24 protein-coding genes are annotated in these 22049 nt (G+C 65.8%); 12 read left to right on the forward strand and 12 right to left on the reverse strand.

Translation table 11 applies throughout. The features are described from left to right. Positions 1 to 151 precede the first annotated feature (151 nt). Positions 152 to 784, forward strand: a complete 633-nt coding sequence (locus AACH00_RS18740; protein WP_341400709.1) for an EcsC family protein — start codon at positions 152 to 154, stop codon at positions 782 to 784. A gap of 76 nt (positions 785 to 860) precedes the next feature. Here AACH00_RS18740 and AACH00_RS18745 read toward each other — a convergent pair whose 3' ends face one another. Beyond that, positions 861 to 1649: a hypothetical protein gene (locus tag AACH00_RS18745; protein ID WP_341400710.1), complete on the reverse strand. Its 789-nt coding sequence runs from the start codon at positions 1647 to 1649 to the stop codon at positions 861 to 863. Between the two features lie 265 nt (positions 1650 to 1914). Here AACH00_RS18745 and AACH00_RS18750 point away from each other — a divergent pair, with 265 nt between their 5' ends. Then, positions 1915 to 2127, forward strand: coding sequence for a hypothetical protein (locus tag AACH00_RS18750; RefSeq protein ID WP_341400711.1), 213 nt, complete (start codon positions 1915 to 1917; stop codon positions 2125 to 2127). 400 nt (positions 2128 to 2527) lie between these two features. On the opposite strand, the gene AACH00_RS18755 is transcribed toward AACH00_RS18750, so the two are convergent. The 7 genes from AACH00_RS18755 to mltG form a co-directional block, all read right to left on the reverse strand. Beyond that, the gene (locus AACH00_RS18755; RefSeq protein WP_341400712.1) at positions 2528 to 2755 is read right to left on the reverse strand and encodes a hypothetical protein; all 228 of its coding nucleotides are present in this window, start codon (positions 2753 to 2755) and stop codon (positions 2528 to 2530) included. Positions 2756 to 2918: 163 nt separating this feature from the next. Next, positions 2919 to 3578: an ankyrin repeat domain-containing protein gene (locus AACH00_RS18760; protein ID WP_341400713.1), complete on the reverse strand. Its 660-nt coding sequence runs from the start codon at positions 3576 to 3578 to the stop codon at positions 2919 to 2921. A gap of 15 nt (positions 3579 to 3593) precedes the next feature. Then, positions 3594 to 4379 carry a TatD family hydrolase gene (locus AACH00_RS18765; protein ID WP_341400714.1) on the reverse strand — a complete coding sequence of 262 codons (786 nt, stop codon included), beginning with the start codon at positions 4377 to 4379 and terminating at the stop codon, positions 3594 to 3596. Positions 4380 to 4443: 64 nt separating this feature from the next. Continuing rightward, positions 4444 to 4836: a PilZ domain-containing protein gene (locus tag AACH00_RS18770; RefSeq protein WP_341400715.1), complete on the reverse strand. Its 393-nt coding sequence runs from the start codon at positions 4834 to 4836 to the stop codon at positions 4444 to 4446. Continuing rightward, positions 4833 to 5888 carry a DNA polymerase III subunit delta' gene (locus AACH00_RS18775; RefSeq protein ID WP_341400716.1) on the reverse strand — a complete coding sequence of 352 codons (1056 nt, stop codon included), beginning with the start codon at positions 5886 to 5888 and terminating at the stop codon, positions 4833 to 4835. The genes AACH00_RS18770 and AACH00_RS18775 overlap by 4 nt, the downstream gene beginning before the upstream one ends. Beyond that, on the reverse strand, positions 5885 to 6523 hold the full coding sequence (gene tmk / locus AACH00_RS18780; RefSeq protein WP_341400717.1) for a dTMP kinase: 639 nt from the start codon (positions 6521 to 6523) through the stop codon (positions 5885 to 5887). Before tmk ends, AACH00_RS18775 begins: the two co-directional genes overlap by 4 nt. Continuing rightward, the gene (gene mltG, locus AACH00_RS18785; RefSeq protein ID WP_341400718.1) at positions 6520 to 7515 is read right to left on the reverse strand and encodes an endolytic transglycosylase MltG; all 996 of its coding nucleotides are present in this window, start codon (positions 7513 to 7515) and stop codon (positions 6520 to 6522) included. The genes tmk and mltG overlap by 4 nt, the downstream gene beginning before the upstream one ends. Positions 7516 to 7572: 57 nt before the next feature. On the opposite strand from mltG, the gene ygfZ reads away from it, so the two are divergent. From ygfZ to AACH00_RS18800, 3 genes are read left to right on the forward strand one after another with little or no spacing between them, the layout of a single operon-like run. Beyond that, on the forward strand, positions 7573 to 8499 hold the full coding sequence (gene ygfZ, locus AACH00_RS18790; RefSeq protein WP_341400719.1) for a CAF17-like 4Fe-4S cluster assembly/insertion protein YgfZ: 927 nt from the start codon (positions 7573 to 7575) through the stop codon (positions 8497 to 8499). Positions 8500 to 8536: 37 nt separating this feature from the next. Then, complete coding sequence (locus tag AACH00_RS18795; RefSeq protein ID WP_341400720.1) at positions 8537 to 8842, forward strand: DUF4936 family protein; 306 nt, start codon at positions 8537 to 8539, stop codon at positions 8840 to 8842. Next, positions 8833 to 9780 carry an NRDE family protein gene (locus AACH00_RS18800; protein WP_341400721.1) on the forward strand — a complete coding sequence of 316 codons (948 nt, stop codon included), beginning with the start codon at positions 8833 to 8835 and terminating at the stop codon, positions 9778 to 9780. Before AACH00_RS18795 ends, AACH00_RS18800 begins: the two co-directional genes overlap by 10 nt. Positions 9781 to 9794: 14 nt before the next feature. Here AACH00_RS18800 and AACH00_RS18805 read toward each other — a convergent pair whose 3' ends face one another. Together AACH00_RS18805 and AACH00_RS18810 are read right to left on the reverse strand one after the other, a co-directional pair. Further along, complete coding sequence (locus tag AACH00_RS18805; protein ID WP_341400722.1) at positions 9795 to 10661, reverse strand: YbgC/FadM family acyl-CoA thioesterase; 867 nt, start codon at positions 10659 to 10661, stop codon at positions 9795 to 9797. Next, positions 10658 to 11578, reverse strand: a complete 921-nt coding sequence (locus AACH00_RS18810) for an alpha/beta hydrolase (protein WP_341400723.1) — start codon at positions 11576 to 11578, stop codon at positions 10658 to 10660. Before AACH00_RS18810 ends, AACH00_RS18805 begins: the two co-directional genes overlap by 4 nt. A 74-nt stretch (positions 11579 to 11652) precedes the next feature. Between AACH00_RS18810 and AACH00_RS18815 the strand changes: the two genes are divergently transcribed. The 3 genes from AACH00_RS18815 to AACH00_RS18825 all read left to right on the forward strand — a co-directional run bounded on the left by AACH00_RS18815 (position 11653) and on the right by AACH00_RS18825 (position 14714). Continuing rightward, positions 11653 to 12828, forward strand: coding sequence for an iron-containing alcohol dehydrogenase (locus tag AACH00_RS18815; protein WP_341400724.1), 1176 nt, complete (start codon positions 11653 to 11655; stop codon positions 12826 to 12828). Between the two features lie 297 nt (positions 12829 to 13125). Further along, positions 13126 to 14310, forward strand: a complete 1185-nt coding sequence (locus AACH00_RS18820) for an ammonium transporter (RefSeq protein ID WP_341400725.1) — start codon at positions 13126 to 13128, stop codon at positions 14308 to 14310. Positions 14311 to 14354: 44 nt separating this feature from the next. After that, positions 14355 to 14714 (forward strand): hypothetical protein, encoded by a 360-nt coding sequence (locus tag AACH00_RS18825; RefSeq protein ID WP_341400726.1) that lies wholly within the window; start codon positions 14355 to 14357, stop codon positions 14712 to 14714. 107 nt (positions 14715 to 14821) lie between these two features. Here AACH00_RS18825 and aceA read toward each other — a convergent pair whose 3' ends face one another. Then, a complete protein-coding gene (gene aceA, locus AACH00_RS18830) occupies positions 14822 to 16138 on the reverse strand; it encodes an isocitrate lyase (protein ID WP_341400727.1) in 1317 nt (438 codons plus the stop codon). Between the two features lie 277 nt (positions 16139 to 16415). Next, positions 16416 to 16895 carry an Lrp/AsnC family transcriptional regulator gene (locus AACH00_RS18835; protein ID WP_341400728.1) on the reverse strand — a complete coding sequence of 160 codons (480 nt, stop codon included), beginning with the start codon at positions 16893 to 16895 and terminating at the stop codon, positions 16416 to 16418. A gap of 165 nt (positions 16896 to 17060) precedes the next feature. On the opposite strand from AACH00_RS18835, the gene aptA reads away from it, so the two are divergent. The 4 genes from aptA to AACH00_RS18855 all read left to right on the forward strand — a co-directional run bounded on the left by aptA (position 17061) and on the right by AACH00_RS18855 (position 22012). Further along, positions 17061 to 18371 carry an omega-aminotransferase AptA gene (gene aptA / locus AACH00_RS18840; protein ID WP_341400729.1) on the forward strand — a complete coding sequence of 437 codons (1311 nt, stop codon included), beginning with the start codon at positions 17061 to 17063 and terminating at the stop codon, positions 18369 to 18371. A gap of 81 nt (positions 18372 to 18452) precedes the next feature. Next, the gene (locus tag AACH00_RS18845) at positions 18453 to 19748 is read left to right on the forward strand and encodes an NAD(P)/FAD-dependent oxidoreductase (protein WP_341400730.1); all 1296 of its coding nucleotides are present in this window, start codon (positions 18453 to 18455) and stop codon (positions 19746 to 19748) included. A gap of 5 nt (positions 19749 to 19753) precedes the next feature. After that, entirely contained in the window at positions 19754 to 20545 is a 792-nt protein-coding gene (locus tag AACH00_RS18850) for a gamma-glutamyl-gamma-aminobutyrate hydrolase family protein (protein ID WP_341400731.1), read from the forward strand. Between the two features lie 99 nt (positions 20546 to 20644). Next, positions 20645 to 22012 (forward strand): glutamine synthetase family protein, encoded by a 1368-nt coding sequence (locus AACH00_RS18855; protein WP_341400732.1) that lies wholly within the window; start codon positions 20645 to 20647, stop codon positions 22010 to 22012. Positions 22013 to 22049: the final 37 nt, after the last annotated feature.

Raw genomic sequence — 22049 nt, forward strand, 5'->3', positions numbered from 1 at the left:
CGGGTACATCCCACCCGCAGAGGCTGAGGCAAACTACTACCGGCAACTCGCCAGTCAGACTGCCTTGACGGAAGCCTGACTTAACCCAACGGGCCTCCATGAAACCCGGGGCGCTTCACGTGAGCTGGCGTCTGCCGCCATCACCAAAGCCATGAACGGTGCAGCATTGACGCTGGCCCACGAGCCCGGTGCGAAAGCGTCCACGGGCACGGGCAAGTTGTTGACTGCAGCCTCTGGCGCAGTCGGCGGTGCGTTCGGCATCGTTGGTGCCGTGGCTGAAATTCCGGCCACCACGATGTTGACCTTGCGCGCCATCGCAGACGTGGCCCGCAGCGAAGGTTTTGATGTGCGTTCACCGGCCGTGAGGCTGGAGTGTGCCCAGGTGCTGGCACTCGGCTCTGACGACGCCATCGATGATGACGCGCTGGAAGGTTATTACGCGGTGCGCAGTGGCATGGCCATGGCCTGCAACCAGGCCGCGGCGCAACTGGCGAGCGGCGCCGCCCAGATGAACTGGCTGGCCAAGGTGATCCAGATCGTGCTGGAGAAGTTCGGCGTGCAACTCACGTCGAAGGCCGCCGCGATGTCGGTGCCGGTGGTGGGCGCGGTGATCGGCGCCACGATCAACACCTTGTTCACCGACTACTACCAGACCATCGCCCGAGGCCACTTCATCGTGAAGCGCCTGGAGGAGGCGCATGGGGTGGACGTGGTTCGCGCTGAACTGCAGGCCATCTGTGTGGAGCGCGCCGAGCGCTTGGCACGAGGTCGGCGCGTGTCTTAGTGCGCTGGTCAGGGGCGTAGCGCATGCTCTACAAGCGCTGTGCAAGACAGCAGGGCGCTTGTCGCCTGAGACAACGCTACTTGCCCGGCGCCGCGCCCATGAAGGCGGCCTTGTGCCTCTCGACGATGGGAATGAGGGCAAGCTGCTTTTCGTAAGCGCCAGACGTTACGTATCTCAGCGTCAGGTCGTTGGCGTTGTTGTTGAACGAGAGAAATAGTCGGGCCCCTTCCTCACGCAGCTGTCGCTCCTCATCCTGCCATTGCGCAAGGTTGAAGTCTTTGGGGGCGACACGGCGGAAGGCCTCGTCGCGCAGCAGTGTCAGCAGTTCAAGTCTGTCCGCCTGGGCGTTCGAGCCCACCGACATGTGCTTGATCTGTTGGTCCTCCTCCCGCTTCACCCGAAGCGGGTCGGGCGCACCAACCACCGCCGGCGCGAGTGTCTTGGCAGTTCTGTAGATGTTGATCAACACCACGCTGCGCTTCAGGAACGCCGTCTCCCGGTTGAGCCACTGCAGGCAGCCCGCATCGCAGAGCGATGACAGCGGTTCGTCGAACCCAGGAAGCTGGCGCGCGTAGATCGTTGCGATGACGGTCTCCTTGCCCTTGAAGGCGGTCTGCATGTCGCCGCAGAACGAACTCATCAGTCGGGTGTACTCGGTCAGCGCTTCTTTGAGGACCTCCGGCTGGGAAGGCGCGGCTTTCAGGCGCTGGCCCCACCGCGCCACAAACAAGGGCCGCATCACGGCTCCGGCATAGGTTCCGCAGGTGTACTCGGCAACCAAGGGCGCCGGAAGAACCGCCGCGGCGACCTCGCCGCTATCCGCGGCCGCTGTCTGCGTCATCGAGCTGGCCAGAGCCAGCGGCACGAGCTTGCACAGTCTTCTCCACACCTTCAAATCACCTCCATATTGCGTCGCTGCGGTTGTGCGGCACAGCGTCCGATCTTGCCACCGCATGACCGATTCAGACGCGAACTGTGAGCACCTGCCGCATGCGGTTTACAGCGCCTTACACGCCAGCCGTTTTCCCAGCAAGGCTGCGCGATAGACTCATCGCGCCCGTGGCCTTGCGGGTGCTTTCGGGGAAGAACTCTTGCCGCTGAATATGCTTGCCGCCCTGGCGCGAACCGTGATGCCCGCCGTGCTGGTGTCAGCCACCTTGACGGCCACCGTGCTGCTGACCGCCTGCGGCGCCGATGTGTCTGGCGCAGCCGCCACGGCGGCTGATCTGAAGGCGCGTGAGCTGCAGCAGGCCACCCAGCAGGAAACGCAGGTGCGCCAGAAGCTGGACAGCGCCATGCAGGCCGCCGAGGCTGCCGCATCGGCCGCTGTGCCGCGGCCATGAGCCGCGAGGTGCCCGCAGGCCCGCCACGCAGTTCAACCTGACGACGGACGATTATTGTCACGAGCGAATCAGCAGGGCCGGTTCAGCGAATGCTCCTGTATGTGTCCCAGGCTCGTAATGCGCCGCGCGCAGGTGTTCGCGAGCACTCAGGCGCAGCGACAGCGTCCAGGTAGTGTCTCAACTCACTAAATCAGGTTCGCTATTGATCCTGCATCACTCGTGTATGTAATTTTACATAATATACATTGTCGTGCATTTATGGATCATACAGAAGGCGCTCGTCGATCCCAAAATCCACCAGAAAACCCACCACTCCCACCGCAACCAAAACGCAAAACGGACGCTCAAGGCGTCCGTTGTCGTGGGGTCTGGCGGGTGTCGGTCTGGTTCGTCGCGCGCATCAGACCTCGCTGTCGTCTTCCAGGCACATGTCGATGTCGGCATCGATGTCGTTGTCGTAGGCATCCAGGTCGGACTGCGACACCTTCGGGATCAGCGGCTTGTCGAGCGGACGGCAGATGCGGCGTTGCAGGCCGCTCAGGCGCTCGGAGCGTTCAACGGCTTGAAGGATGGCCTCCGGGTTCATCATCATCATGAACGGGTTGGCTTGGCTGTGGGACTGACGCATGGTGGTTTCTCCGGTGTTGGCTCCGGTGTGGAACCCATGGAAGCCACTGTAGGCGTCAGATGATAGAAACCGTAGTCAGCCCTGAGACAAACGGCGTGTCAGAAACATTCCTACACACGCGTCAGGTTGCTGGGCAGAAGCAGGCGCTTCATGCCCCACCACATCACTTCGCGCTGGCGCTGGCTTTGGCTGCGCGGTCGAGTTGTGCTGCCAGGCTGTCACGTCCGACAGAGCGCGCGAAGTCCGCAGCCGTCAGCCCCTGCTCGTTGCGAGCGACCGGGCTGGCGCCGGCCTTCAGCAAGGCCAGCGTTGATTCGTCAGAGCCGTAACGCGCGGCCATCATCAGCGGCGTGCTGCCGTTGGGCGATTTCGCCTCGATGTCCGCCTTCTGTGCCAGCAGCAGCTGAACCGCTTCGGCGCTGCCGCCCGTGCCGGCGTAATGCAGCGGCGTCCAACCGGTCTTGTTGATGCTGGCGCCCTGCTTGATCAGCGCGTTCATGGCGCCGATGTTCTGGCGCAGCGCGGCCATCATCAACGGCGTTTCACCGACGTCGTTGGTGGCATTCACGTTGATGCCGGGCATGGCCAGCAGCGCGTTGAAGACGTTGGGCGAGCCATCGCGCAGCGCCAGGTAGAGGGCGTAGTGGCCCTGCTCGCTGCGCACGTTCGGGTCGAGGCCTGCCTTGACCAGGTCCACCACCATCGGTGCGCGGTCGATGTTCACGGCGCGGAAGAAGTCGACCGAAGGCGCGGCATGCGCGCAGGCACCCAGCCAGAGGCTGGCGCTGATCAGGCCGATGGCCAGGGCGGGACGAAAGGTCATGGAGCTCATTCCTTGTCAGTGTGGAACAGACACGGCAAACAGATGTTCGAAATTGCGGGTCGTCGCGGCAGCAACTTCCTCGATGGCGAGGCCCTTCACGCGTGCAATTTCCGCGGCCACGTGCGGCACCCAGGCCGGGCTGTTGGTCTTGCCGCGATACGGCACCGGCGCCAGATACGGGCTGTCGGTTTCGATCAGCAAGCGGTCCAGCGGCACCATGCGGGCCACGTCGCGCAAGTCCTCGGCGTTCTTGAAGGTGAGGATGCCCGACAACGAAATGTAGAACCCCATGTCGAGCGCGGCGCGGGCCACCTCGCGGGTTTCGGTGAAGCAATGGAAGACACCGCCCGCCTCTTCAGCGCCCTGCTCTTTCAGCACGCGCAAGGTGTCGTCACTCGACGAGCGGGTGTGGATGATCAGCGGCAGTCGGGTTTCGCGCGCGGCCTGCACATGCACGCGCAAGCGGTCGCGCTGCCATTCCATGTCGGCCACGCTGCGGCCGTTGAGGCGGTAGTAGTCCAGGCCGGTTTCACCAATGGCGATGACCTTGTCGTCATTGGCCAGGGCCACGAGCGTGGCCACGTCAGGCTCGGCCAGGCCTTCGGTGTCGGGGTGCACACCCACGCTGGCCCACAAGTTGGTGTGCGCGCGCGCCAGGGCCACCACGTCGGGGCATTCTTCCAGCGTTGTGCTGATGCACAGTGCGCCCAGCACCTTGGCCTGGGCCATGTCAGCCAGGATGGCGTCGAGCCGCGTGTGCAACTCCGGAAAAATCAGGTGGCAGTGGGAATCGACAAACATGGTGCAGTTCGGCCTGCGGGTGCGGCCAACGCCGCCGTGGCGGCCCTGCCCTTGCGCGGCCTTCTCAGATGGTCTGGGTCGGCTTGGAAGACGAGATCGAGGTGCCCAGGATCTCTTCGATGCGGATCTTCAATTGCCGCGTTTTTTCGTCAGCCGGGAAACGCACACCCACGCCCTGGGTGCGGCCGCCGGAGGTGTTCGCCGGCGTGATCCAGCCGACCTTGCCCGCCACGGGGTAGCGCTGCGGATCGCCTGGCAGTGAGAGCAGCAGGTAAATGTCGTCACCCAGCTGGTATTCGCGGGTCGACGGCACGAACAGGCCGCCGTCGGCAAACAACGGGACGTAGGCGGCGTACAGCGCGCCCTTTTCACGGAACACCAATTGAATGACGCTGGGGCGGCTGCTGGGGGTCGGTGCTGCGCCGCCGGCGCCATTTCGATTGTCTTGATCGCTCATGCGCGAAGTGTACCGATACGAGGCGATTTGGCTTTGCTTGAGCTTGTATGGCCGAGTAACGCTGCACGTCCTTGTCCCGCCAGCGCCTCAATCAGCAGCGGTGCCTGCCAAGGGTGATCGGCATGCCGCGACGTGCGCACCAGCGCGCGTTGCCAATCGATCAGCGCTTGCCAGTCGGGGCCGGCTTCCAGCGCGTCGGCGGGGAAGAACCGGGGCTCGGCGCCAGCGGTCAGCGCCATCACGTCATGGCAGATCAGCTGCATGGCGCGCAGTGCATCGGGCACCGCCATCGCGGCCCATACGCGCAGATCGCCCTGCACCATTTGCGCCGGCAGGCTGGCCCACATCGCGGCGTTCAGGCCCTGCGCAGCGAGCTGTGCGGCCGCCAGAGGTTCACCGCCGGCTGCGGCCAGCAGGATGTGCGCATCGGCATGCCCTTGCTGCTTCAACCAGGCCAGCGATGTCTCCATGCTCGGCGCAGTCAAGCGCACACGCTGGCAGCGGCTGCGGATGGTGGGCAGCAGCTTCTCCGGGTCGTCCACGCACAGCAGCAGGCGCATGCCGGCGGCGGGCTCTTCCAGCGTTTTCAGCAGCGCATTGGCGGACACGGTGTTCATCGCATCAGCCGGGAAGAGCACCAGCACCTTGCCCTGCCCTCGGCCGGAACTGGTGTGTGCCCAGTCGATGGCCTGGCGGACCTGCTCCACTCGAATCTCGCGGCTCGGCTTGCGCTTGGATTTGCTGTCGCCGTCGCCGCCATCCGCATCGCCGTCGCCATCCGAAAACCACTTCAGGCTTTGCTGCAGCGCCTCGGGCAGCACCACCTTCAAGTCAGGGTGGCTGTGGGCCACGGCCAGGTGGCATGAGGTGCAGCGGTCACACGGGCCGGGCGCGCTTTCGCACAACCAGGCCTGCGCCGCGCGCAGCGCCAACTCGAACTGGCCCGAGCCCGCGCCACCATGCAGGATGATGGCGTGCCCGCGTGATTCGTCGCGCAGTGCAGCCAGGGTGTCTTTCAACCAGGGCAGATCATGTTCGTTGCGCATGCTCATGTCGGGGCGCCCCGGCGTGCCAGCACACGTTCCGTCACAACCTTGAGCACGTCGGCACGCACGGCTTCCAATGTTTGCTGCGCGTCGATCCGCACGAACCGGCTCGGGTCAGCCTCAGCGCGGGCCAGATAGCCGGCGCGAACGCGGTCGAAGAACTCCGTGTCTTCCTGTTCCAGCCGGTCTGGTGCGCGTGCTGCTGATCGACGCGCCGCAGCCACCGCCGGGGGCACGTCAAACCACAGGGTCAGGTCTGGTTGCAGGCCGTTCTGCACCCAGGTTTCGAGCTGGGTCAGCACCGCCAGATCAAAGCCGCGGCCGGCGCCCTGGTAAGCGAACGTGGCGTCAGTGAAGCGATCGCACAGCACGGTCTGGCCTTGGGCCAGTGCGGGCACGATGCGGGTGCTGAGGTGGTCCCGGCGGGCGGCAAACACCAGCAAGGCTTCGGTCAGTGCGTCCATCGGGCGGTGCAGGAACAGGCCTCGCAGCTCTTCGGCCAGCGGCGTGCCGCCCGGCTCACGCGTGAGCAGCAAGGGCAGCTCCGCCTGCCGCAGCAAGTCGGCCACGGCGTCGATGTGCGAGGACTTGCCGGCACCGTCGATGCCTTCGAAGCTGATGAAGCGTGCGGCGGTGCTCATCGACCACCTCGTTGGTATTGGTTCACGGCCCGATTATGGTCGTCCAGGTGGTCGCTGAAGACGCTGGTGCCGTCCCCGCGGGCCACGAAATACAGTGCCTTGACTGCCGCGGGGCTGGCCGTGGCCTTGAGGGCATCGCGGCCGGGCATGGCGATCGGCGTCGGTGGCAGGCCGCGCCGCGTGTAGGAGTTCCAGGGCGTGTCGGTTTGCAGATCGACCTTGCGCAGGTTGCCGTCAAAGCGCTCACCCAGGCCGTAGATCACGGTTGGGTCACTCTGCAGCGGCATGCCGATGCGCAGCCGGTTGGTGAACACGGCGGCCACCTTGGCGCGGTCGGCCGCTGCGCCGGTTTCCTTCTCGACGACAGACGCCAGCGTCAGCAACTCGGCGGGTGATTTCAAGGGGGAGTCAGCTTGCCGGCCAGCCCAGGCTGCCTGCAACTGCTGCTGCATGGCTTGATGGGCGCGGCGCAGCACGGTCACGTCGCTCACGCCGCGGCTGTAGGCGTAGGTGTCGGGGAAGAGCCAGCCTTCGATGTGCTCGGCGCTGCTGCCCACGGCCGCCGCCACCTGGGCGTCGCTCATGGTGTCGATGGTGTGGCGCAGGTGTGGCGCCTTGACGAGGGCTTCGCGCACCTGGCGGAAGTTCCAGCCTTCGATCAGACGCACGGTTTCCATGGTCTGGTCGCCGCGCACCATCTTGTCCAGCAACTCACGCGGTGTGATGCCGGTTTCCACCTCATAAGAGCCGGCACGAATGCGTCGCGCCTGGCCCGACAGCCGGAACCACTGGTACAGCGCTTCAGGGGAAGCTTCGACGCCCGCCTGCACCCACAGCCGGGCGATGTCGCGGCTGCCCGTGCCGGGCTCGATCGATACCTCGACCGTGCCCGTGCGCAGTGGCAAAGGCTGGTGCAGCCACCAGGCGGCCGCACCGGCCACAGCGCCGGCCAGCAGCACGCAGATCGCCAGGAACTTGAAAAACCGTTTCATGGGCGGGAGATATGCGCGGGTTGCTGCTCAATCATGGGCCGCGATGATAATCGCCGGATGATGCCGATTGCCTTGTCCCAGCTCTCTCCGTCCCCCTTCCCCACCGGCGTGCAGCGCCTGCAGGAGTGGGGTGTCATTCGCGCCCTGGGCGCTGACAGTGCCACGTTCCTGCAAGGCCAGTTGACGAACGACGTGCAGTCGATGGGTGCTGGCGACGTGCGTCTGGCTGCTTACTGCTCGGCCAAGGGCCGCATGCAGGCCAGCTTCGTGGTCGCGCGGCCGGCGCCGAATGAGTTTTTGCTGGCCTGCAGCGCTGACCTGCTGCCCGCCGTGCTCAAGCGCCTGTCGATGTTCGTGATGCGCGCCCAGTGCAAGTTGACGGATGCCAGCGCTGACCTCTCCGTGTGGGGTGAAGTTGGCGGCGAACTTGCTTCGCAAGCGGCTTCGCTGGACGCTGCCAGCGGCGTGCACCGTCTGCGCCTGGCTTCGGTGCTGGGTCTGGCCCGCCACCTGTGCCTGGTGCCTGCCGGTGTTGTGCCTGAAGCCCCTGCCCTGCCCGAGGGCGCCTGGGGCTGGCTGGAGGTGGGCAGCGCGGTGCCCCGCGTGGTGGCCGCCACGGCTGAGGCGTTTGTGCCCCAGATGGTGAATCTGGAGGTGGTCGGCGGCGTGAGCTTCAAGAAGGGCTGCTACCCGGGCCAGGAGGTGGTGGCGCGCAGCCAGTACCGCGGCACGCTGAAGCGGCGCGGTGCGCTACTCGCGGGCGATGCGGCCCTGGCACCCGGCCAGGAGGTGTTTCACAGCGCCGACCCGGGCCAGCCCGCAGGCACCGTGGCCCTGTCCGCACAATTTGGTGGCCGGCACCTGGCGCTGGTGGAGTTGAAACTGGCGGCGCTGGAAGGCGGCACGCTGCACCTTGGCAGCGCAGAGGGCGCCGCATTGAGCAGCGTGGCCCTGCCCTACGAGATCCCGGCAGAAGCGCCATGATCGGGTGATTCAACACCGCCACCAGCAGTGACACGGCATGAACAGGCATTGGTTCATCTATTACAGGGTTAACCCTTATGATTTGGCTGCTGCGGTGGCCGAAGTGAGGGAGTTCCAAGCCGTTTTGAAGCAGCGGTTCCCGGGTTTGCAGGCGACATTGATGCGTCGGCCAGAGCCCCGGGACGACGGCCTGATCACCTTGATGGAAACCTACGCCGTGGAAGCCACACCGCTGGAAAACGCACAAACCGATTGGCCACGCATCGTGGAGTTGGCGGCCAGGCCGTTGGCCCCGCTTGTGCAGGGTGCACGCCACGTCGAGGAGTTCGTGCCATGTGTCTAGCCTCTCTGGCCTTTGACGTGCACCGGCGATTTCCGCTGGTGGTGGCGGCCAACCGCGACGAATACTTCGCTCGGCCGGCCGGGCGCCTGGCGTGGTGGACGCCCGCCGAGGGCGGCCCCCAGATCCTGTCCGGGCGCGACCAGCAGGCTGGCGGGCTGTGGATGGGCCTGACGGCCGAGGGCCGCTTCGGCCTGGTCACCAACGTGCGCCAGCCCGGCGCGCCTGACCCTGACGCACCGTCGCGCGGCCTGATCGTGCAACGCTGGCTCAAGGGCGACATGCCGGCCCACCGCTTCTGGCCGCACATCGCCCTCACGGGTTACCAGCCCTTCAACCTGATTGCGGCCGACTTCCGGCAAGGCGACTGCTTCTGGGCGACCAGTGAGCGTGCCTCACCTGAGCGCATCGAGCGCGGCATCGTCGGCTTGAGCAACGGTGCGCTCGACAGCCCCTGGCCCAAGGTCGATGCGCTGAAAGAGCGGCTGCATGACGCGCTGGACGCAGCGGACAGCGCCGACACGCTCGCCTCGATGTTGTTTGCCGCCCTGGCCGATCGCACCGTGGCGCCAGACGAAGTCCTGCCCAGCACCGGCGTGTCGCGCGAGGTGGAGCGCATGCTTTCTGCGGCCTTCATCCGCTCGCCTGACCAGCGCTACGGCACCCGATGCTCCACCGTGCTGGTGGCTGAGCGTGTGGGCAAGCGGCTGGTCACGCACATGTTCGAGCGCACGTTCACCCCCGGGCCTGGCCTGGCGCTGCTGCGGCGCTCGACCCTGAAGGACTGGCCGCCCAAGTACCTGCCAGCCGATGCGGCCGAGCCGCATGTGCCCACCGAAGTGGGCCCGGTTTCAGACGCCGAACTGGCCGATGCGCCGGCCGTGTCTGCCCCGCCCAAGCGCCGGGTGCGCAGCCTGCTGCGCCCTGCAGACAAGCTCTGAACCCGGGCCGGCGCTCAGGCGCTGGCCAGGTTCAGGTGCATGTCGATGTGGCTGACGCCAGCCTCCAGGTACACATCGCCGCGCGCCACAAAGCCGGCGTGCTCGTAGAAGCGCTGCGCGTCAGTCTGGGCCTGCAGCCACACCCGTTGCAGGTTCTGGCGGCGAGCCTCGGCGATCAGTGTCTGCAGCAACTGCCGCCCCACCGTGGTGCCGCGCAAGGCCCGCACCACCGCCATTCGCCCGATCTTGCCTTCGCCCGGTGCGCTGATCACCAGGCGCCCACTACCAACGGCCCGCCCGAGCGCGTTGGTAGCCACGGCGTGCATGGCGCCCGCATCGGCCTCGTCCACCATCAGGTGCGCCGCAATGCCTTGTTCTTCAACGAAAACCTCATCGCGCAATTGGCGTGAGGCCGCTTCATGTTCGCCCCAGTGGCCCAAGGCCAGCTGCAACATCGGCGCGCCCGCCTCATGGCCTTCCAGCACGGCCCGAAGCACGTCGGGCACAGGCGTGGGCTGCCGGGTTTGCGGGTTGGCGAACACATAGACCAGCTCACCGCTCACCAGCAGGCTGGAGCCGCGCCAGACGCTTGCGTCGAACGTCAGCGAAGAGCTGCCGATGCGCCGCAGCTTGATGCCGACATCCAGCGTGTCGTCATACAGCGCAGAAGCGTGGTACTCCAGCGTGGCCTTGCGCACGTAGAGGTCACCGTCAAAGCCGGCCATCGTGGCCTGGTACGGCAGCGCCAGGGCGCGCCAGTACGCACCCATGGCCGTGTCGATGTAGAGCAGGTAGTGGCCGTTGAAGACGATCTGCTGCATGTCCACTTCAGCCCAGCGCACGCGCAGGCGGTCAGTGAAACGGAAGGATGACTTGTTCACGGGGTTCCTCCAAAAGCGGCGCGCAAGGTGTCGCCGGCCACTTGCTGGGCAGCTTCCGCTTCTTTCAGCACGCGGCCCAGTTTGATGAAGTCATGCGTCAGGCCACGGTACAGCTCCAGTGTCACGGGCACGCCGGCCAGCCGCAGGCGGTCGCCATAGGCCAGCCCTTCGTCGACCAGCGGGTCACATTCGGCCAGCAGCAGGCAGGCGGGCGCCACGTTGTCGACCTCCGGCACGAGCAAGGGTGCGAAGCGCCAGTCGCTGCGGTCTTGCGCATCGATGTATTGATTGAAGAACCAGCTGATGCTGGCCTTGTCCAGCAGGAAGCCGTTGGCGAAGGCTTCGTGGGAATCCGTGTCGGCATGGGCCGTGGTGCCGGGCGTGATCAGCAGTTGCATTGCTAATCTCAAGCCGGCATCCCGGGCCAGCAGCGCGCACACCGCGGCGAGCGTACCGCCGGCGCTGTCGCCGCCCACGGCGAGGCGGGTGGCGTCCAGCGACAGTTCGTCTGCGCCTGTTGATGCCAACCACTGCAGCGCCGCCCACGCGTCTTCCACCGCCACCGGGAAGCGGTGTTCGGGCGCCAGCCGGTAATCGAGCGCCAGCACCGCAGCGCCGCTGCGCAAGGCCAGCTGGCGGCACAGGCTGTCGTGGGTTTCGAGGTTGCCGATGGTGAAGCCGCCGCCGTGCAGGTACAGCAGCACCGGCAGCTTGTTGGCCGACGGCGCATAGAGACGCGCGGGCAGCAGCGCGCCGTCGGCGGCCGGCACACGCACGTCTTCGACCCGCGCCAGCGGTGCGCGCGGCAAATCGAGGATTTCGGCCGCCAGGGTGTAGGCCTGCCGAGCCTCGACGACCGACAAGCTGTGGAACGGCGGACGGTCAGCGCGGCGGATGCGCTCGAGGATCCCGGCCATGGTTGGCGTCAGCAGCGATGTACTCAAGGTTAATCTCAGGTGTCAGGCGGTGGACTGCAAAGGATACTTTGGCGATGGCACGCATTCAGTACTTGACCCAGATAGACATCGATTTTGGCGTGGTGGGCCTGCTGGCCGCCGAGTGCCAGCGGCTCGGCATCCAGCGGCCGATGATCGTGACGGACCTCGGCGTTCGCGCCGCCGGTGTGTTGAAGCCGGTGGAAGATGCCGTGGCCGGCCTGCCCGTCACCGTCTTTGACGGCACACCGTCCAACCCGACCGAAGCTGCCGTGCGCGCTGCCGTGGCGGCCTACGCCGCTGGCCAGTGCGACGGCCTGATTGCGGTGGGCGGCGGCTCCAGCATCGACCTGGCGAAGGGCGTGGCCATCGCCGCTACCCACCCAGGCCCGCTGACGACCTACGCCACCATCGAAGGCGGCAGCTTGAAGATCACGGCCGCTGCGGCGCCGCTGATCGCCGTGCCCACCACCGCGGGCACCGGCAGCGAGGTCGCCCGAGGCGCCATCCTGATCGTTGACGACGGCCGCAAGCTGGGCTTTCACAGCTGGCACCTGATGCCCAAGGCCGCCCTGCTCGACCCGGCCTTGACCGTGGGCCTGCCGCCCATGTTGACGGCGGCCACCGGCATGGATGCGATCGCGCACTGCATGGAAACCTTCATGTCGGCCGCCGTCAATCCGCCGGCTGATGGCATTGCATTGGACGGCCTGGCGCGCGGCTGGGCGCACATCGAGCGCGCCACGCGTGACGGCAGCGACCGCGATGCCCGCTGGGCCATGATGAGCGCCAGCATGCAAGGCGCGATGGCTTTCCAGAAGGGGCTGGGCTGCGTGCATTCGCTCAGCCACAGCCTGGGCGGACTGAACCCGCGCCTTCACCACGGCACCTTGAACGCCGTGTTCCTGCCCGCAGTCATCCGGTTCAATGCGGGCGCAGACAGTGTCCAGCGCGATCGGCGCCTGCAGCGCATGGCGGCGGCCATGGGCCTGCAGCTTGGCGATGCGTCACAAGCCGACGTTGCCGCTGAAGTGGTCGCTGATTTGGTGGCCAACGCCGTCACTACCCTGAACGCCCGGCTCGGCCTGCCGACCGGCTTGGCGGCGATGGGCGTTGATGCGTCGATGTTCGACGCCATCATCGACCACGCGATGAAGGACCACTGCCACGCGACCAACCCCCGCCTGGCCAGCCGGGCCGACTATCACGTCATGTTGACCGCGTCGCTCTAGGCGCAGTCGGTGCCAGCGCGATCTCCCGACACGCCAAATCGTTCTTGATGCTGCGTGCGCCATGAATTGGCGCGGAATTTGCTCGATCTCCGTCAGCAGTACACAACATGGACGGTGTCGATGGGATCGAATTTTCGTGCTTTCTGGGGGCGCGTTGCGCCGGTCTTTTTTTGCGCGGGGCTGCTGGCAGCTCAACCACCGGCCCTCGCACAGCCGGCAGCGCCAACCACCTTCACGGCCAGCGGCTACACACCGCTCGTGCCCGCAGCGCAGATCAGTGGTGGTGACACCGCCTGGATGATCACAGCCACCGTGCTGGTGCTGTTGATGACGCTGCCCGGCCTGGCGCTCTTTTACGCCGGCATGGTGCGCAAGAAGAACATCCTGTCGACCATGGCCCAGGTGCTGGCCGTTGCCGCTCTCGTGACGCTGCTGTGGTTCGGCATCGGCTACAGCCTGGCCTTCATGCCTGGCACGCCATTCATCGGTGGCACTGAAGGCGCATGGCTCGATTCACTCAAGTTCCACAAGGCCGCGGGCACTTTGTCGGTGCATCCGCTGGCACCCACGGTGCCCGAATCGGTGTTCGTGATGTTTCAGCTCACCTTCGCCATCATCACGCCTGCCCTGATCGTGGGCGCGTTCGCCGAGCGCATCCGCTTCGCCGCCCTGTTCTGGTTCGTGGCTGCCTGGCTGCTGCTGGTTTATGCACCGGTGGCGCACTGGGTCTGGTCGTCAGAGGGCTGGTTGGCCCAGCGCGGCGCGCTCGACTTTGCTGGCGGCACGGTGGTGCACATCAATGCGGGTGTGGCGGGCCTGGTGGCGGCCTGGATGGTGGGTCCGCGCCAGGGCTACGGCAAGATCGCCCTGATGCCCGCCAATCTGGGCATGACGATGATGGGCGCGTCGCTGCTGTGGGTTGGCTGGATGGGCTTCAACGGTGGCTCGGCCGGTGCTGCTGATGGCCGGGCCGGCATGGCCATGCTGGTGACACAGTTGGCAGCAGCGGCTGGTGCCGTCAGCTGGATGCTGGTGGAGTGGCTGGTGCGCCGCACGCCGACCTTGCTCGGCCTGTGCAGCGGCGCGGTGGCGGGCCTGGTGGCCATCACGCCCGCGTCCGGATTTGTTTCGCCCGCCTCTGCGGTGTTGATTGGCTTGGTGGCCGGTCTGGGCTGCTACTGGGGCGCCACGGGCCTGAAGCGGCTGCTGCGTGCAGACGATTCGCTCGATGTATTCGGTGTGCACGGCATGGGCGGCCTGATTGGCGCCTTGATGACGGGCTGGCTGGCTGACCCGCGCATTGGTGGTGTCAGCGGCTCGGTGCTGGCCCAGGCGGAAGCGGCGGGTGCCACGGTGCTGTGGAGCGCCGGCGTCACCGCCTTGATCTTGTGGGCAGTGAACGGGCTGATCGGCCTGCGCGTGACCGAGGCGCAGGAAAACGACGGCCTGGACTTGAGCCAGCACGGCGAGCGGGTGGCGTGAGCGCCCTGCTTCAACACGATCTGACCTGAACCTGGAGGACGGACATGCTTGACAGCGAAAAACTGGCCCTCGCGGCGCACCTGCATGTGGTGATGCGCCGGAAGCTCGGCCGCGTCACTGATGTGGAATGGATGGTGCGCAGTCAGGAATACGCCCGCGAGATCATCCGCGTGGCCCTGGCCGAGCCGGACCAGCCCGAGATGCACGACTGGGCGCGCAAGCTGGAGGCCGCCCTGCTGCCCGCAGTGGCGCCCGTGCGCGCGGCGCGCAACCTGGATGCGCGCGACGGCCGGCACAGTGAGTTTGCCGACAGCCGGCAAGCGCCACGCAGCGCTGTCGAGGCGGCGAGCCCGGCGCCGGCCCCGCGCGTGGCTGCCCCCCGGTACGTGGGCAGCCTGCGCTGAAATGAGAAAGGCCCGGTCGCTTGTGGCGACCGGGCCCGGTTTGCTGCCGCTGTAGGCGGCGGTTCACCGAATGGGGTGATGTCTCCTCAGGCCCCCTGCTTGTTCCTTCAGTGGAACTGTTCTTCCTCGGTCGAGCCGGTCAGCGCCTTGACGCTGGAGCTGCCGCCCTGGATGACCGTGGTCACGTCGTCGAAGTAGCCGGCGCCAACTTCCTGCTGGTGCGACACGAAGGTGTAGCCCTTGTCGCGTGCCTTGAACTCTTGTTCCTGCACTTGTTCGACGTAGTGCTTCATGCCTTCGCCGCGAGCGTAGGCGTGGGCGAACTGGAACGTGTTGTACCAGTTGATGTGGATGCCGGCCAGGGTGATGAACTGGTACTTGTAGCCCAGTGCCGAGAGCTCTTCCTGGAACTTGGCAATGGTGCGGTCGTCCAGGTTCTTCTTCCAGTTGAACGACGGCGAGCAGTTGTAGCTCAGCAGCTTGCCCGGGCAGGCGGCGTGCACGGCTTGGGCGAACTCACGGGCGAAGCCCAGGTCCGGCGTGCCGGTTTCGCACCACACCAGGTCGGCGTACGGGGCGTAGGCGATGCCGCGGCTGATGGCTTGTTCCAGGCCATTCTTGACGCGGTAGAAGCCTTCTTGCGTACGCTCGCCGGTCAGGAACGGCTTGTCGTTCTCGTCGTGGTCGCTGGTCAGCAGGTTGGCGGCTTCAGCATCGGTACGGGCCAGCACGATGGTCGGCACGCCCATGACGTCGGCGGCAAAGCGCGCGGCGATCAGCTTCTCGACGGCTTCACCGGTCGGCACCAGCACCTTGCCACCCATGTGGCCGCACTTCTTCACGGCAGCCAGCTGGTCTTCGAAGTGAACGCCGGCAGCACCTGCGGCGATCATGTTCTTCATCAGCTCGAAGGCGTTCAGCACGCCGCCGAAACCGGCTTCAGCGTCAGCCACGATCGGCAGGAAGTAGTCGACGAAGCCTTCATCGCCCGGGTTGATGCCACGCGACCACTGGATTTCGTCAGCGCGCTTGAAGGTGTTGTTGATGCGGCGAACCATCGTCGGCACCGAGTCGTACGCATACAGCGACTGGTCGGGGTACATGGTTTCGCTGGTGTTGCCGTCAGCGGCGACTTGCCAGCCCGACAGGTACACGGCTTCCAGGCCAGCCTTGGCCTGCTGCATCGCCTGGCCGGCGGTGATGGCGCCGAAGGCGTTGACGTAGCCCTTCTTGGCGCCGCCGTTCACCTTGGCCCAGAGGTTCTCTGCGCCACGCTGTGCCAGCGTGTATTCAGGTTGCAGGCTGCCACGCAGACGCACGACGTCAGCGGCGCTGTAGCCGCGCTTGACGAGCTTCCAGCGGGGGTTTTCAGCCCAGTCCTTTTCGAGTGCGGCGATTTGTTGTTCGCGGGTCAGTCGGGTCATGAGTGGCTCCTTGAGTGCAGGGAAAAAAGTGTTTCAACCTGGGACCAAGATTACGCCCGACCTTGCCGCTTGGGAAGTCCTATGTCTTATATAAGACTAAAAATGTTTTCGTTGTAAATCAATGGCTTGCGATTTTCATATCAGGATGTGAAATCAGATTTTTCGCCATGAAAAATTCTGCTGCGCTGCAACAGGCGAAATTTCCGCATCGTGAAACGCGTTTCCACTCATGGAAACTACCGAGGCCGCCGCCAGCGCGTTCGGGCGCTAAAACGCCTCACAGTGGCAAGGCGGTGGTCTTCTTCACCGTGCGCAGCACCAGCATGGAGTTCGAGCGCTCGACGCCCGGCAGGCGCATCAGCACTTCGGTGTGGAAGCGCTCCAAGTCTTCCGCGTCGCGGTAGCTGAAGCGGATCAGGTAGTCGTTCGAGCCGGCCACGTAATAACAATCGAGGATCTGCGGCTCGTCGCGCACCGCCTGCTCGAACGCACCGAGCAGCGCGTTGCTCATGGTCTCGAGGTTGATGATGGTGAAGCTGGTGCCGTGCTGCCCCACCGCCTTCGGGTTCAGCAGCGCCACGTACTGGGCGATCACGCCCTCTTCTTCCAGCTGTTTGACACGGCGCAAGCAGGCCGATGGCGACAGGTGAACCCGCTGGGCCAACTCCACGTTCGAGAGTTTTCCGTCGTTCTGGAGCTCGGCCAGAATGTTGCGGTCGATCGCATCCAATTGCGGCAAATTGTGGCTACTTCGCATGATGTTCTGATTCTTGCACGATTGTTCGCACAAAGTTGTGTGAAGCGGGGTTGCCCCCGGTTCATCGCGCAAGCACATTGCGCGCCTGCTTGGCTAGACTGATTTCCCAACAAGACGCACACTGTCAAAGCGCCAATCGGCCACGGTGTGTGAAGGAAAGCACGAATGACTGCAGCACTTGACGCTTACTGGATGCCGTTCACCGCGAACCGCCAGTTCAAACAGCAACCCCGCTTGTTGGCACGCTCCTCCGGCATGCATTACTGGACGGACGACGGTCGCCAGATCCTCGACGGCGTTGCCGGCCTGTGGTGCGTGAACGCCGGCCATGCCCGCCCGCGCATCGTTCAAGCCATTGCCGAACAGGCCGCTGAGCTGGATTACGCACCGCCCTTCCAGATGGCCCACCCCAAGGCTTTCGAGCTGGCTGAGCGTGTGGCGGCCCTGGCCCCGGGTGACATGAACAAGGTGTTCTTCACCAACTCGGGTTCCGAGTCGGTGGAAACCGCGCTGAAGATGGCCCTGGCCTACCACCGCGTGCGCGGCGAAGGCCACCGCACCCGCCTGATCGGCCGCGAGCGGGGTTACCACGGCGTCAACTTCGGTGGCATCTCGGTGGGCGGCATGGTCGCCAACCGCAAGATGTTCGGCAACATGCTGGGCGGTGTCGATCACCTGCGCCACACGCACGATCCGGCCAAGAACGCCTTCAGCGTGGGTCAGCCCGCCCACGGCGCTGATCTGGCCGATGACCTTGAACGCCTGTGCGCCCTGCACGACGCCTCCACCATCGCTGCCGTCATCGTCGAGCCCGTGGCCGGCTCCACCGGCGTGCTGGTGCCGCCGCAAGGCTACCTGCAGCGTCTGCGTGAGCTGTGCGACAAGCACGGCATCCTGCTGATTTTCGACGAGGTCATCACCGGCTTCGGCCGCACGGGCGCACCGTTCGGCGCACAGACCTTCGGTGTCACGCCTGACCTGATGACCGTGGCCAAGGGCCTGACCAATGGCTGCGTGCCGATGGGCGCCGTGATTGCCCGCCAGCATGTCTACGACGCTTTCATGCAGGGCCCGGAGCACCTCATCGAGTTCTTCCACGGCTACACCTACTCGGCGCACCCGCTGGCCTGCGCGGCCGGCCTGGCCACGCTCGATACCTACGCCGAAGAGGGCCTGCTGACGCGTGCGTCTGAACTGCAGGGCTACTTTGCCGAAGCGCTGCACAGCCTGCGCGACGCGCCGCACGTGATCGACATCCGCAACATCGGCCTGGTGGGCGGCATCGAGCTCACGCCGCGGCCGGGCGCACCCACCCAGCGCGCGTTCGATGTTTTCCTCGACGCCTTCCACAAGCAAGGGGTGCTGCTGCGCACGACGGGCGACACGATCGCGTTGTCGCCTCCACTGATCATCGAACGCACCCAGATCGACCAGCTGGTGGACACCATCCGCACCGCGTTGAAGCGTGTGGCTTGATGTGCATGGCTTGAAGCTTGCTCGCGTTCACCACGTCAACATCATCCGCACATCACAAAGGGCTTGCCTAGCGCCTACCGTATGACTTTCCTCAGCGTCGATCAAGATCTAGCCCGCCAGTCCTATTACGTCGCCACAGCGCCGCGGACCCAGCGATTTCCTTCCCTGGTCGGCACGATGGCCTGCGATGTGGCCATCGTCGGCGGCGGTCTCGCCGGCCTGACGGCCGCGCTGGAGCTGGCTGAGCGAGGGGTGTCGGTGGTGCTGCTGGAGGCCCGCCAGGTCGGCTGGGGCGCCAGCGGTCGCAATGGCGGTCAGGCCATCCACGGCCTCGCTTGTGACCAGACCACGATCGAGGCCCAGCTGGGCCTGGGTGATGCGCGCAAGGTCTGGGACATGACCATCGAGGCGCTGAGCCTGCTGCGCCAGCGCAGCGAGCGCCACGGCATCGACTGCGACTGGCGCGACGGCTACCTCGGGCTGGCCACCAGCCCGGGCAAGGCGGCTGACCTGGCCAAGTGGTGCGAGCACATGGCCCGCACATACAACACGGCCTTCACCCCCATCAGCGGTGCCGACGTGCGCCAGTGGATCGACAGCCCGCGCTACCACGGCGGCCTGCATGATCCGCAATCCGGCCACCTGCACCCGCTCAAGTACGCGCTGGGCATTGCCCGCGCTGCCGCAGAGGCCGGCGTGCAGATCTTTGAAGACAGCGCCGTCACACGGCTGCAGCGGGGTGACACCGCCGTGCTGCACACCGCCACTGGCCAGGTGCAGGCGAAGCAGGTGCTGCTGGCGGGCAACGTGTATGCCCAGGGCCTGGCGCCTGAACTTGAGCAGCGCATCATGCCGGTCGGCACCTACATCGTGTGCTCCGAAGCGATGGACCCGGCCCTGGCGGACAGCTTGATTCCAAGCCGCTCGGCCGTGTGCGACACCAACTTCGTGCTCGACTACTTCCGCACCACCAACGACCACCGCATGCTCTACGGCGGCCGGGTGAGTTACAGCACGCGCACCCCGCCGAACCTGGCTGAAAGCATGCGCCAGCGCATGGTGGGCACCTTCCCGCAGCTGGCCGGCACCAAGGTGGAATTTGCCTGGGGCGGCTTTGTCGACATCACGATGAACCGCGCGCCCGACTTCGGTCGCATCGGCTCCAACCTCTACTACCTGCAAGGCTTCTCGGGCCATGGCCTGGCGCTAACAGGCCTGGCCGGCCGCGTGGTGGCTGAGGCCATGCACGGCGATGCCAGCCGGTTCGACCTGTTCAGCCGCATCCAGCATCGCAACTTCCCGGGCGGCCCGTTGCTGCGCACACCGGCCCTGGTGCTGGGCATGGCCTGGTACCGCCTGCGTGACCTGCTGGGATGAACACCATGAGCAACGCCAATTCTTCCCCCATCCGCAAACCCGTCGTGCTGGTGCCCGCCTGCAACCGCATGCTGGGTGAGCACCCCTTCCACATCGCTGGCAAGAAGTACCTCGATGCAGTGCGCCTGGCCGGTGCCCTGCCCTTGATCGTGCCCTCGGCCGAGCCCGACGAGATCGACGCGCTGCTCGACATGGCCGACGGCGTGTTGCTGACCGGCTCGCCGTCCAATGTGCATCCGTCGCACTTCGGTGAAGACGTGCATGACCCGAGCCTGCCGCTCGACCCGCTGCGCGACAGCTGGACGCTGCCGCTCATCCGCGCCGTGGTGGCGCGTGGCATGCCGCTGTTCGGCATCTGCCGCGGCACCCAGGAAACCAATGTGGCGCTGGGGGGCTCGCTGCACCAGGCCGTGCAGGAAGTGCCCGGCCACCATGACCACCGTGCCCCCGAAGGTGCGCCTGCGGCCACGGCCTACGGCCCGGCGCACGAGGTGCATGTCGAGTCGGGTGGCGTGCTCGCCAGCATCGTTGGCCAGCCGGCGTTCACCGTGAATTCGGTGCACGGCCAGGCCGTCAACACCCTGGCCCCCGGCCTGCGGGTGGAAGCCCGCGCGCCGGATGGTTTGATCGAAGCGTTTTCAGTCGCCCAGTCGAGCGGCTTCAGCCTGTGCGTGCAATGGCACCCGGAATGGCTGGCTGCTGACAACCCGGTGTCCCGCGCGATGCTCAGTGCCTTCGGCGCTGCCTGCCGGGTATGGCGCGACAAGCACCGCGGCCCCGAGCCTGCCGGCCGCTGAGCAAACACACCGACTTTCCCATCGGGGCCCGCGCGGCCCGATGGCCTGCGTGATGCAGGTTTCCACCGTGCGCAATGAACGATTCAGCAGGTGCCTCACATGGCCAGCAAAAAACACTTCAATTTCGCCGAGCTCGAACAGTGGCTCGACCAGCAACGCGTGACCGAGATCGAATGTCTCGTGCCTGACCTCACCGGGGTGGCTCGCGGCAAGATCCTGCCTCGCCAGAAATTCACCGAAGACCGCGGCATGCGCTTGCCCGAGGCCGTGGTGGCCATGGGCGTGACGGGCGAATTCCCGGAAGAAGGCCCGTACTACGACGTCATCAACCCGACCGACCGCGACATGCACCTGCGCCCTGATCCGGCGTCCGTGCGCATCGTGCCCTGGGCCACCGACCCGACCGCGCAGGTCATCCACGACTGCTACGACCGTGACGGCAATCTGGTGCCGTTCGCGCCGCGCTCGGTGCTGCGCCGGGTGTGCGACCTGTTCGACGCCGAGGGCTGGGACCCGGTGGTGGCGCCGGAGCTGGAGTTCTATCTGGTTGCCCGCAACACCGACCCCGACATGCCGCTGAAGCCGCCGATCGGCCGCAGCGGTCGCTCGGAAACGTCGCGTCAGGCGTATTCGATCGACGCGGTGAACGAGTTCGATCCGCTGTTCGAAGACGTCTACGAGTACTGCGAAAAGATGGAGTTGAACGTCGACACGCTGATTCATGAAATCGGTGCCGGCCAGATGGAAATCAACTTCTTCCACGCCCACCCGCTGGGCCTGGCCGATGAGGTGTTCTTCTTCAAGCGCACGGTGCGTGAAGCGGCCCTGCGCCACGACATGTACGCCACCTTCATGGCCAAGCCGATTGCCGGCGAGCCGGGCAGCGCCATGCACATCCACCAGAGCCTGGTGAACCGCAAGACCGGCCGCAACCTATTCAGCAATGAAGACGGCACGCCAAGCCAGGAGTTCTTCTGGTACATCGGCGGTCTGCAGAAGCACATCCCCTCGGCCATGGCCCTGTTCGCCCCGTACGTGAACAGCTACCGCCGCCTGTCGCGCCACACCGCGGCTCCGATCAACATCCAGTGGGGCACGGACAACCGCACGGTCGGCATCCGCTCGCCAGTGGCATCGTCACAGGCCCGCCGCGTCGAGAACCGCGTGATCGGTGCTGATGCCAACCCGTACTGCGCACTGGCGGCCACGCTGGCCTGCGGCTACCTGGGCATCAAGAACAAGATCGAGCCGTCACCCGAGTGCAAGGGCGACGCCTACCTCGGCGATTACCAGCTGCCGCGCAGCCTGGGTGAAGCGCTGGAGTTGCTGCGCGCCGACAAGGAACTGGCCGCCGTGCTGGGCGAAGACTTCGTCACCGTCTACACCGAGGTGAAGGAAATCGAGCACGCCGAGTTCATGAAGGTGATCTCGCCGTGGGAGCGCGAGCACCTGCTGCTTCACGTCTGATCTCTTACCTCCTGTTGCTCAAGGCCGCCCCAAAAGG

Source organism: Ideonella margarita (genome assembly GCF_038066635.1).
Taxonomy (GTDB): domain Bacteria; phylum Pseudomonadota; class Gammaproteobacteria; order Burkholderiales; family Burkholderiaceae_C; genus Ideonella; species Ideonella margarita.

Bases quoted from the DNA above. Each gene is read 5' to 3' on its own strand.
- AACH00_RS18825 (WP_341400726.1), top strand. From the start codon at position 14,355: ATGCTTGACAGCGAAAAACTGGCCCTCGCGGCGCACCTGCATGTGGTG.
- aceA (WP_341400727.1), bottom strand. From the start codon at position 16,138: ATGACCCGACTGACCCGCGAACAACAAATCGCCGCACTCGAAAAGGAC.
- aptA (WP_341400729.1), top strand. From the start codon at position 17,061: ATGACTGCAGCACTTGACGCTTACTGGATGCCGTTCACCGCGAACCGC.
- AACH00_RS18765 (WP_341400714.1), bottom strand. From the start codon at position 4,379: ATGTTTGTCGATTCCCACTGCCACCTGATTTTTCCGGAGTTGCACACG.
- ygfZ (WP_341400719.1), top strand. From the start codon at position 7,573: ATGATGCCGATTGCCTTGTCCCAGCTCTCTCCGTCCCCCTTCCCCACC.
- AACH00_RS18855 (WP_341400732.1), top strand. From the start codon at position 20,645: ATGGCCAGCAAAAAACACTTCAATTTCGCCGAGCTCGAACAGTGGCTC.
- AACH00_RS18820 (WP_341400725.1), top strand. From the start codon at position 13,126: ATGATCACAGCCACCGTGCTGGTGCTGTTGATGACGCTGCCCGGCCTG.
- AACH00_RS18770 (WP_341400715.1), bottom strand. From the start codon at position 4,836: ATGAGCGATCAAGACAATCGAAATGGCGCCGGCGGCGCAGCACCGACC.
- AACH00_RS18760 (WP_341400713.1), bottom strand. From the start codon at position 3,578: ATGACCTTTCGTCCCGCCCTGGCCATCGGCCTGATCAGCGCCAGCCTC.
- AACH00_RS18750 (WP_341400711.1), top strand. From the start codon at position 1,915: ATGCCCGCCGTGCTGGTGTCAGCCACCTTGACGGCCACCGTGCTGCTG.
- AACH00_RS18810 (WP_341400723.1), bottom strand. From the start codon at position 11,578: ATGGCCGGGATCCTCGAGCGCATCCGCCGCGCTGACCGTCCGCCGTTC.
- AACH00_RS18850 (WP_341400731.1), top strand. From the start codon at position 19,754: ATGAGCAACGCCAATTCTTCCCCCATCCGCAAACCCGTCGTGCTGGTG.
- AACH00_RS18815 (WP_341400724.1), top strand. From the start codon at position 11,653: ATGGCACGCATTCAGTACTTGACCCAGATAGACATCGATTTTGGCGTG.
- AACH00_RS18800 (WP_341400721.1), top strand. From the start codon at position 8,833: ATGTGTCTAGCCTCTCTGGCCTTTGACGTGCACCGGCGATTTCCGCTG.
- AACH00_RS18755 (WP_341400712.1), bottom strand. From the start codon at position 2,755: ATGCGTCAGTCCCACAGCCAAGCCAACCCGTTCATGATGATGATGAAC.
- tmk (WP_341400717.1), bottom strand. From the start codon at position 6,523: ATGAGCACCGCCGCACGCTTCATCAGCTTCGAAGGCATCGACGGTGCC.
- AACH00_RS18835 (WP_341400728.1), bottom strand. From the start codon at position 16,895: ATGCGAAGTAGCCACAATTTGCCGCAATTGGATGCGATCGACCGCAAC.
- AACH00_RS18775 (WP_341400716.1), bottom strand. From the start codon at position 5,888: ATGAGCATGCGCAACGAACATGATCTGCCCTGGTTGAAAGACACCCTG.
- AACH00_RS18740 (WP_341400709.1), top strand. From the start codon at position 152: ATGAACGGTGCAGCATTGACGCTGGCCCACGAGCCCGGTGCGAAAGCG.
- AACH00_RS18845 (WP_341400730.1), top strand. From the start codon at position 18,453: ATGACTTTCCTCAGCGTCGATCAAGATCTAGCCCGCCAGTCCTATTAC.
- mltG (WP_341400718.1), bottom strand. From the start codon at position 7,515: ATGAAACGGTTTTTCAAGTTCCTGGCGATCTGCGTGCTGCTGGCCGGC.
- AACH00_RS18795 (WP_341400720.1), top strand. From the start codon at position 8,537: ATGAACAGGCATTGGTTCATCTATTACAGGGTTAACCCTTATGATTTG.